Origin of the sequence: Leisingera sp. (assembly GCF_034669605.1) — a bacterium.
In the GTDB taxonomy this organism is placed as follows: Bacteria; Pseudomonadota; Alphaproteobacteria; order Rhodobacterales; family Rhodobacteraceae; genus Leisingera.
In genome coordinates this window covers 1-7038 of sequence record NZ_JAXMOX010000219.1, presented here as the reverse complement: position 1 = coordinate 7038, position 7038 = coordinate 1, and the positions used below count along the sequence as shown (strand labels likewise).

The 7038-nt window shown below is 62.4% G+C and carries 8 protein-coding genes and 1 pseudogene; 4 read left to right on the top strand and 5 right to left on the bottom strand.

Annotated elements, in window-relative coordinates:
* The coding region (locus tag VOI29_RS20800) for a xanthine dehydrogenase family protein molybdopterin-binding subunit (protein WP_323783263.1) at positions 1-581 on the top strand (581 nt) is incomplete at its 5' end.
* On the top strand, positions 559-1635 hold the full coding sequence (locus VOI29_RS20795; RefSeq protein WP_323783260.1) for a DUF2235 domain-containing protein: 1077 nt from the start codon (positions 559-561) through the stop codon (positions 1633-1635). The genes VOI29_RS20800 and VOI29_RS20795, both read left to right, overlap by 23 nt.
* A gap of 96 nt (positions 1636-1731) precedes the next feature.
* Here the strand turns inward: VOI29_RS20795 and VOI29_RS20790 are convergent, their stop codons facing one another.
* From VOI29_RS20790 to metF, 3 genes are all read right to left on the bottom strand, one after another.
* On the bottom strand, positions 1732-2247 hold the full coding sequence (locus tag VOI29_RS20790) for a DUF2867 domain-containing protein (RefSeq protein ID WP_323783257.1): 516 nt from the start codon (positions 2245-2247) through the stop codon (positions 1732-1734).
* A gap of 80 nt (positions 2248-2327) precedes the next feature.
* Positions 2328-2813 carry a PaaI family thioesterase gene (locus VOI29_RS20785; RefSeq protein ID WP_323783254.1) on the bottom strand — a complete coding sequence of 162 codons (486 nt, stop codon included), beginning with the start codon at positions 2811-2813 and terminating at the stop codon, positions 2328-2330.
* Positions 2814-2877: 64 nt separating this feature from the next.
* Entirely contained in the window at positions 2878-3747 is an 870-nt protein-coding gene (gene metF / locus VOI29_RS20780; RefSeq protein ID WP_323783250.1) for a methylenetetrahydrofolate reductase [NAD(P)H], read from the bottom strand.
* Between the two features lie 98 nt (positions 3748-3845).
* Here metF and VOI29_RS20775 point away from each other — a divergent pair, with 98 nt between their 5' ends.
* Complete coding sequence (locus VOI29_RS20775; protein WP_323783246.1) at positions 3846-4751, top strand: LysR family transcriptional regulator; 906 nt, start codon at positions 3846-3848, stop codon at positions 4749-4751.
* An 83-nt stretch (positions 4752-4834) separates the two neighbouring features.
* On the opposite strand, the gene VOI29_RS20770 is transcribed toward VOI29_RS20775, so the two are convergent.
* On the bottom strand, positions 4835-5854 hold the full coding sequence (locus VOI29_RS20770; protein ID WP_323783243.1) for an NADP-dependent oxidoreductase: 1020 nt from the start codon (positions 5852-5854) through the stop codon (positions 4835-4837).
* A gap of 189 nt (positions 5855-6043) precedes the next feature.
* Here VOI29_RS20770 and VOI29_RS20765 point away from each other — a divergent pair, with 189 nt between their 5' ends.
* Positions 6044-6829, top strand: a complete 786-nt coding sequence (locus VOI29_RS20765) for an inositol monophosphatase family protein (RefSeq protein WP_323783240.1) — start codon at positions 6044-6046, stop codon at positions 6827-6829.
* Between the two features lie 81 nt (positions 6830-6910).
* Here the strand turns inward: VOI29_RS20765 and VOI29_RS20760 are convergent.
* Positions 6911-7038: pseudogene (locus VOI29_RS20760) on the bottom strand (GFA family protein); the annotation flags it as partial.

The window sequence follows — 7038 nt, the reverse complement described above, 5'->3', positions numbered from 1 at the left end:
GATCTCCGGGTTCCAATCTGACCCCCACCATGCTGGAAGCGGCAGAGATGGCCCGCGCGCAAGGGCGGCTCGATCTGCAGCGCCACGCGGCGCGGGCCAGGCTGCCGGGACGTTCGTTTCCCAATGGCGCCCATGTTGCCGAGGTTGTGATTGATCCGGAGACTGGGAATTCCACCGTTGAGCGCTACACTGTAGTCGACGATTTCGGTAATCTGATCAACCCGCTGCTGGCCGAGGGCCAGGTGCATGGCGGGGTGGCGCAGGGGCTGGGACAGGCCATGCTGGAGCGGGTTGTCTACGATTCAGACGGACAGCTGCTCACAGCTTCGTTCATGGACTATGCCTTGCCGCGCGCAAGCGGCCTCCCCATGATTGGGTTTACCTCCGAGCCCGTGCCGTCGACCCAGAACCCGATGGGAATGAAGGGCTGCGGCGAGGCGGGCACCGTCGGCGCGCTGGCGGCGGTCGCCAATGCGGTGCAGGACGCGGTCTGGGACCGTGGTGTGCGGCAGGTGGACATGCCGTTCACCCCGCAGAGAGTTTGGGAAGTGCTTAGGGATGTTTCTGACGCAGCTGAGTAAAAAGGTTCTTGAGTGGCTTGGCCGGCCGCTGCGCTCGGTGCATTCCGGCGAAACCAAGCTGCGCGGGCCGCAGGCCCATGTGATTATCCTGGACGGCACCATGTCGACCCTGGATGAGGGCAATGAAACTCATGCCGGCCAGCTGTTCCGGCTGTGCCGTGAAATGAGCGGCGAGGTCTCGATTTTTTATGAATCCGGCGTGCAGTGGAAAGGCTGGGGCAGTGCGCCGGACGTGATGATGGGGCGCGGCATCAACCGCCAGATCCGCTGGGCCTATGGATATCTTGCCTCCCGCTACCGTCCCGGCGACCGGATCTTTCTGTTCGGCTATTCCCGCGGCGCCTATGCAGTGCGCTCGCTGGCCGGTGTGATCGACCGGATCGGCCTTTTGAAGGCGGAACATGCAACGGTGCGCAACATTCGCACCGCCTACCGGCATTACCGCCTGAACGGGCGGTCAAAGTCATCGGGTGCCTTCACCGCGGCGCATTGCCACGAAGAGGTCGGGATTGAGATGGTCGGCGTCTGGGACACGGTCAAGGCTTTGGGGCTGCGTTTGCCGTTGCTGTGGCGCTGGGCGGAGAACCGGCACAATTTCCACAACCACCAATTGGGCCACCACGTCAAAAGCGGCTACCACGCGCTGGCGCTGGACGAGACCCGCGATGTTTTCAATCCGGTGCTGTGGGATTGCCCCAAGGATTGGCGCGGTCATGTGGAACAGGTTTGGTTCCGCGGCGCCCATGGCGACGTCGGCGGCCAGCTTGGCGGATTTGAAGAGGCCCGCCCCAAGGCAAACATTCCGCTGGTGTGGATGCTGGAGAAGGCCGAGGACCGCGGTCTGCCGCTGCCGCTGGACTGGCGTATGCGGTATCCGGTGGATCCAAATGCACCTTCTGTTGGCACCTGGTGCGGATGGGGCAAGATTTTCCTGCTGCGCAGCCGCCGCCGGGTTGGTCTGGACGGCAGCGAGCGTTTGCACAGCAGCGTCGATGGCGGCAAGCAGGGGGCCGCTGAGGGTGGCGGCTGGCTGGCCATGTTCTCGAAGACCTGATGCCCCGGCGCAGCCGGGTTTAACCCCCGCCAGCCAGGCAACCGGGCCCGGTCGCAAAGCCTGTCCCGAGCGAAACGGTCATGGCGGCAATGACGATTAGCCGCCAAGCGCCCGCCGCGCAAGTTCTTGCTGCAGACGTTTCAGCGTCCGGGCCACGATCAGCCTGTGGGCGGGGCGGACCGGGATCATATAGACCCGGCCGAACAGATTGTGCGTCTTGACGGACGATGTCACCGACAACACACCGCTGTTGGAGGAAACGCAGGTCATCACATCCAGATGCCGGTCCCGGACGGTCAGGGTCAGAACCTCATCCGACAGGGCCTCCACCAGAAAAAAATCCAGCTTATCACCTGTTTTGACCGCCGCTTTTGGCGTGCGGCTGATGGCGCCGATGCCTTTGACCCCGAAACAGGCTGAAATCGCGTCGCGCAGCCGGACAGCTAGGTTCATGCCAGGCGGTGGCCGCGCGTGCATGATGTTCCAGGCCGCCAGCGGAGTGACAGGGACGGGCAGAACGATGGATTGCGTATCCAGGAAATCCAGCTCCTTGGCAGGAGCCAGAATTTGAATACGGGCAGTGGCGGCCCGGCCGAAACTGTTTGGCGGCATGATCAGCCCTCTTTCCGGTCGTCCGGCAGCTGGGAAGAAGCATAGCCGGATGCAGGCAGCGGGCAAGCCCGGAAGGCGGGTCAGCCCGGGGCTGCCTGCATCACGATGCAGGTGGTGGAGCCGGTGGCATAAAGCCGCCCGTCTTGCAGCCCGCGGATTTCACCATGCGCGACACCGGTGGAACGGCCCACGTGGTCGATGGTGCCGCTGCAGTCGATGGGGGTGCCCAGCGGGATCGCCCGCAGAATGTTGATCTTGTATTCCAGCGTTGTATAGACCGACCCCGCAGGCACTTTGGTCATCACCGCGCAGGCCATGGCGCTGTCCAGCAGCGTGCCGTACCAGCCGCCATGCACGGTGCCCATCGGGTTGCAGACCGGGAATTCCGGCGTGCCGCGAAACACAACCTGACCCTCTTCGACGCTGTGCAGATGATAGCCCAGCGTTGCTGCGATCGGGGGGCCGGGCAAGCGGCCGTCCAGGATACCCTGCATGAAATCAAGACCGGAAATCCGGGTGATCTGCTCCACTGTCAGCAGGTCGGCAGGTTTGTCAGCATAAATCATGGCGCGCGGGTCCTTGGCGGGGAAATTCCCTCCATTAGAAACCGCGCGCCGGGGCCCGCAAGGCTTACGCCACGTTCTGAAGCGAAACCTTGGGTGTGACACCCAGGGCAAAGCACACATCGCGGGTCAGCTCGGGGCGGTTCAGCGTGTAGAAATGCAGCTTGTCCACACCGCCCTCCAGCAGATCCGAACACAGTTCGGTGCAAAGTACGGTGGCCAGCAGTTCCTCGCGGTCGTCGCGCAGGGCCTTGTCAAAGGCGTCTTCGACCCATTGAGGGATGATGGTGCCGCAGCGCTTGGCAAAGTTGCGCGCGCCCTTCCAGTTCTCGATCGGCAGGATGCCGGGGGTGAGCTTGCTGCTGTCGATACCGGCCTTTTCGCAGGCATCGCGGAAGCGGAAGAAGGTCTCGGCCTCAAAGAAGAACTGGGTCAGCGCCTCATCCGCGCCGGCATCCAGTTTGCGCTTCAGCCATTCCACATCCGCGGCCTGATCCGCGGCTTCCGGGTGGCGGTCCGGGTAGGCGCCGACCTTGATGTTGAAATTGCCGCGCAAGGCCAGCCCCTTGATCAGCTCCACCGAATTGGCAAAACCGTCGGGGTGCGGCATGAATTTGCCTTCGCCCTTGGGCGGATCGCCGCGAAGGGCGACAATCTCGGACACGCCGGCTTCGGCGAACTGGTCGGCAATCTCCAGCGTTTCGGCCTTGGAAGCATTCACGCAAGTGAGATGCGCGGCGACATTCAGACCGGAGGATTTGTGCAGGGCAGCCACCGCATCGCGGGTCAGCGTGCGGGTGGTGCCGCCTGCGCCATAGGTTACGGACACAAACCGCGGGTCCATCGGGGCGAGGACTTGCACGGTGTCCCAAAGCCGGAAGGAGGCTTCGAGATTCTGCGGCGGAAAGAATTCAAAGGAAATCTTGGGCGTCGTCATCTCAGGTCTCTCGCTAGGTTGATTTCACCTCTTGTTGCATGCGCAGCATTGTGAGACAATTTCATAATCCTCAAGAACAACATGAGCGCAATCGAATAATGCATATTGAGTTCCGTCACCTCCGCACCATCAAGGCCATTCACGAGGCTGGCGGGCTGGCCCGTGCCGCGGATCAGCTGAACATAACCCAAAGCGCGCTGAGCCATCAGGTGAAGGGGCTGGAGGAGCAAGCCGGCGTCGAACTGTTCATCCGGCGCTCCAAGCCGATGAAACTGTCACCGGCGGGAAAGCGCCTGTTGCGGCTGGCCGAGCAGGTATTGCCGCAACTTGAAGCAGCACAAGCGGAGTTTTCCTCCCTGCGCGACGGGCACACCGGGCGCATGCATATCGCCATCGAGTGCCACGCCTGTTTCGAGTGGCTGTTTCCGGTGCTGGAGGGGTTCCGCAAAAACTGGGGCGATGTGGATGTGGATATCCGCCCTGGCCTCGCCTTTGATGCGCTGCCTGCGCTGCAAAAGGAGGAGGTGGATCTGGTGGTCTCCTCCGATCCCGAGGACATTGCCGGCGTCGAGTTTATTGAGCTGTTTGATTACAATGCCGTGTTTGTCGCCTCGGCCCAGCATCCCCTCGCAGAGAAACCCTTTGTTGAAGCTGCTGATTTCATTGGCCAGAATCTGATCACCTATCCGGTGGAAAAGACCCGGCTGGATGTGTTCAGCCAGCTGTTGATCCCGGCGGGGGTTGAGCCTGCCTCGATCCGCCAGGTGGAGCTGACGGCGGTGATCCTGCTGCTGGTGGCATCAAACCGCGGCGTATCAGTGCTGCCGGACTGGGTGGTTCGGGAGGTGAAATATTCCTCGGACTATGTGACACGGCCGCTGACAAAATCGGGGATCAGCCGCAGGCTCTATGCAGCGATCCGGGCCGAGGACCGCGAGAAACCTTACATGCAGGAGCTGATCCGCCTGGCCAAGGTCGAAGCCCGCAAGCTGCAGCATGTTTGACAGGGTGCGGAGCGGCCGGGCGCCGTTCCGGCTTCCGTGCCCGCTCCGCGCGGTGGCGTGATACTGGCAAGCGGGCGCGGGGCCTAGACCAGCTTGACGATCTGCTTGCCGGTATTGCCGCCCTGCATCATCGACAGGAAGGTTTTGGGCGCGTTCTCCAGCCCCTCGGCGATGTCTTCCAGATATTTGATCTCGCCGCTGGCGATCTTGGGCGCGACCTGTTGCAGGAATTCCGGGTAACGGTCGTAGTGGTTGAAGATGATGAAGCCGTTCACGGACAGGAATTTGGTCAGCACGGAACGCCAGATGGCGGGGGCCGTCAGCTCTGTTTCCGCACTGTTGTACCAAGCGATCATGCCGCAGACAGGAATTCGACCGAAGCTGTTCATCAACGGCAGCACCGCTTCCAGAACCTTGCCGCCGACGTTTTCATAGTAGATGTCGATCCCCTCCGGGCAGGCGGCCGCCAATGCCGCGCTGAGCGCCTCGGCTGAGCCCAGGGCGCGGTGATCGAGACAGCTGTCAAAGCCGAATGTCTCCACTGCCAGTTTGCATTTGTCTTCGCCGCCCGCGATGCCGACCACCCGCAGCCCCGCCTGTTTCGCCAACTGCCCCACCATCGACCCGACAGGGCCGGTGGCCGCGGCAACCACCAGGGTTTCGCCGGCCTTGGGACGGCCATAGGCCTGCAAGCCATGCCAGGCGGTAAACCCCGGCATGCCAAGAACGCCGAGCGCCGTCGTAAGCGGAGCCATCTGCGGGTCCAGCTTGCGGATCTCCGAGGCCCGGATGCAGGCATGGCTGGCCCAGCCGAACATGCCCAGAGCAAAGTCGCCGGGAACAAAATCCGGACTGTTTGAGGCCATCACCTCGCCAACACCGCCTGCGGTCATAGTGTCCCCGATTTCGACCGGTGCGGCATAGGATTTTCCCGCATTCATGCGTCCGCGCATATAGGGGTCCAGCGACATATAGTGGACTTTTACGATCACTTCGCCGTCGCCGGGTTGGGGCAAGCCGGCAACCTCAAGACGGAAGTTGTCTTCGCTGGCCTGGGTTTCGGGGCGGCTGGCCAGCACGATACGCTGCATCTGGTCGGACATGAGCTGTTCCTTGATCTGATTTTGTCAAACTCTGGGCGTCATGACGCAGGATTTCAACCGCTCCTGAGAAGGTAACCGGGTGTCAAAGCGGTTGGGCACTTTGCGGCAAAGCCCCTTGGCAACTGCGGGCAGGGGGCGTATAGGCACGGTTTGACCGGCATCTCCCCGACGTGACAGGATACTGCAGATATGATTGGCAGCGCAAACCTCAATGTGATGATCAAGACCGCCCGCAAGGCTGGCCGTTCCCTGGTGAAAGACTTCCGCGAGGTGGAGAATCTGCAGGTGTCGATGAAAGGCGCCGGCGACTTTGTCTCCAGGGCTGACATCGCCGCTGAAAAAATCATCAAGGAAGAGCTGCGCAACGCGCGCCCGACCTATGGCTGGCTGGCCGAGGAAGGCGGCGAGGAAGAGGGCGAGGATCCCACCCGCCGCTGGATCGTCGACCCGCTGGACGGCACCACGAATTTCCTGCATGGGCTGCCGCATTGGGCGATCTCGATTGCGCTGGAGCATAAGGGCAAAATCGTCGCGGGCGTGGTCTATGACGCTGCCAAGGACGAGATGTTCTTTGCCGAGAAGGGCGCCGGTGCCTGGATGAACGATACCCGGATCCGCGTGTCGGGCCGCCACCGGATGATCGAGTCCATTTTTGCCACCGGCGTGCCGTTCGGCGGCCGCGCCGATCTGCCGCTGACGTTGCAGGACCTGGCCCGGCTGATGCCGGCCTGTGCCGGTGTGCGCCGCTGGGGCTCTGCCGCGCTGGACATGGCCTATGTGGCCGCCGGCCGTTACGAGGGTTTCTGGGAACGCCGCCTGAACGCCTGGGACCTGGCCGCGGGCATCATCATTGTGAAAGAGGCCGGTGGCTTTGCCGAGGCGATCGACCCCGAGGCGGGCATTATCGACAGCGGCAGCGTGGTCTGCGCGAACGAGCCGATCTTCGATAACTTCGCAAAGGTGATCCGCGGCTGAACCAGCCCGGAAACCCGACGATTTGAAACGCGGCCTCTGGGCCGCGTTTTTCGTTTCAGGTTATTAAGGCCGGGCGGAAGGCTATTGTTGGTCTGACGGATGGTTAACACCGTCGTTCCAGGCGATCTCGCCATCGGTTTGCGCGTGCGTCCGCGGATTGGCGCCTTGGATACAGCCCAGATTGACACCGCATTCCCTAGGGTCGGAGC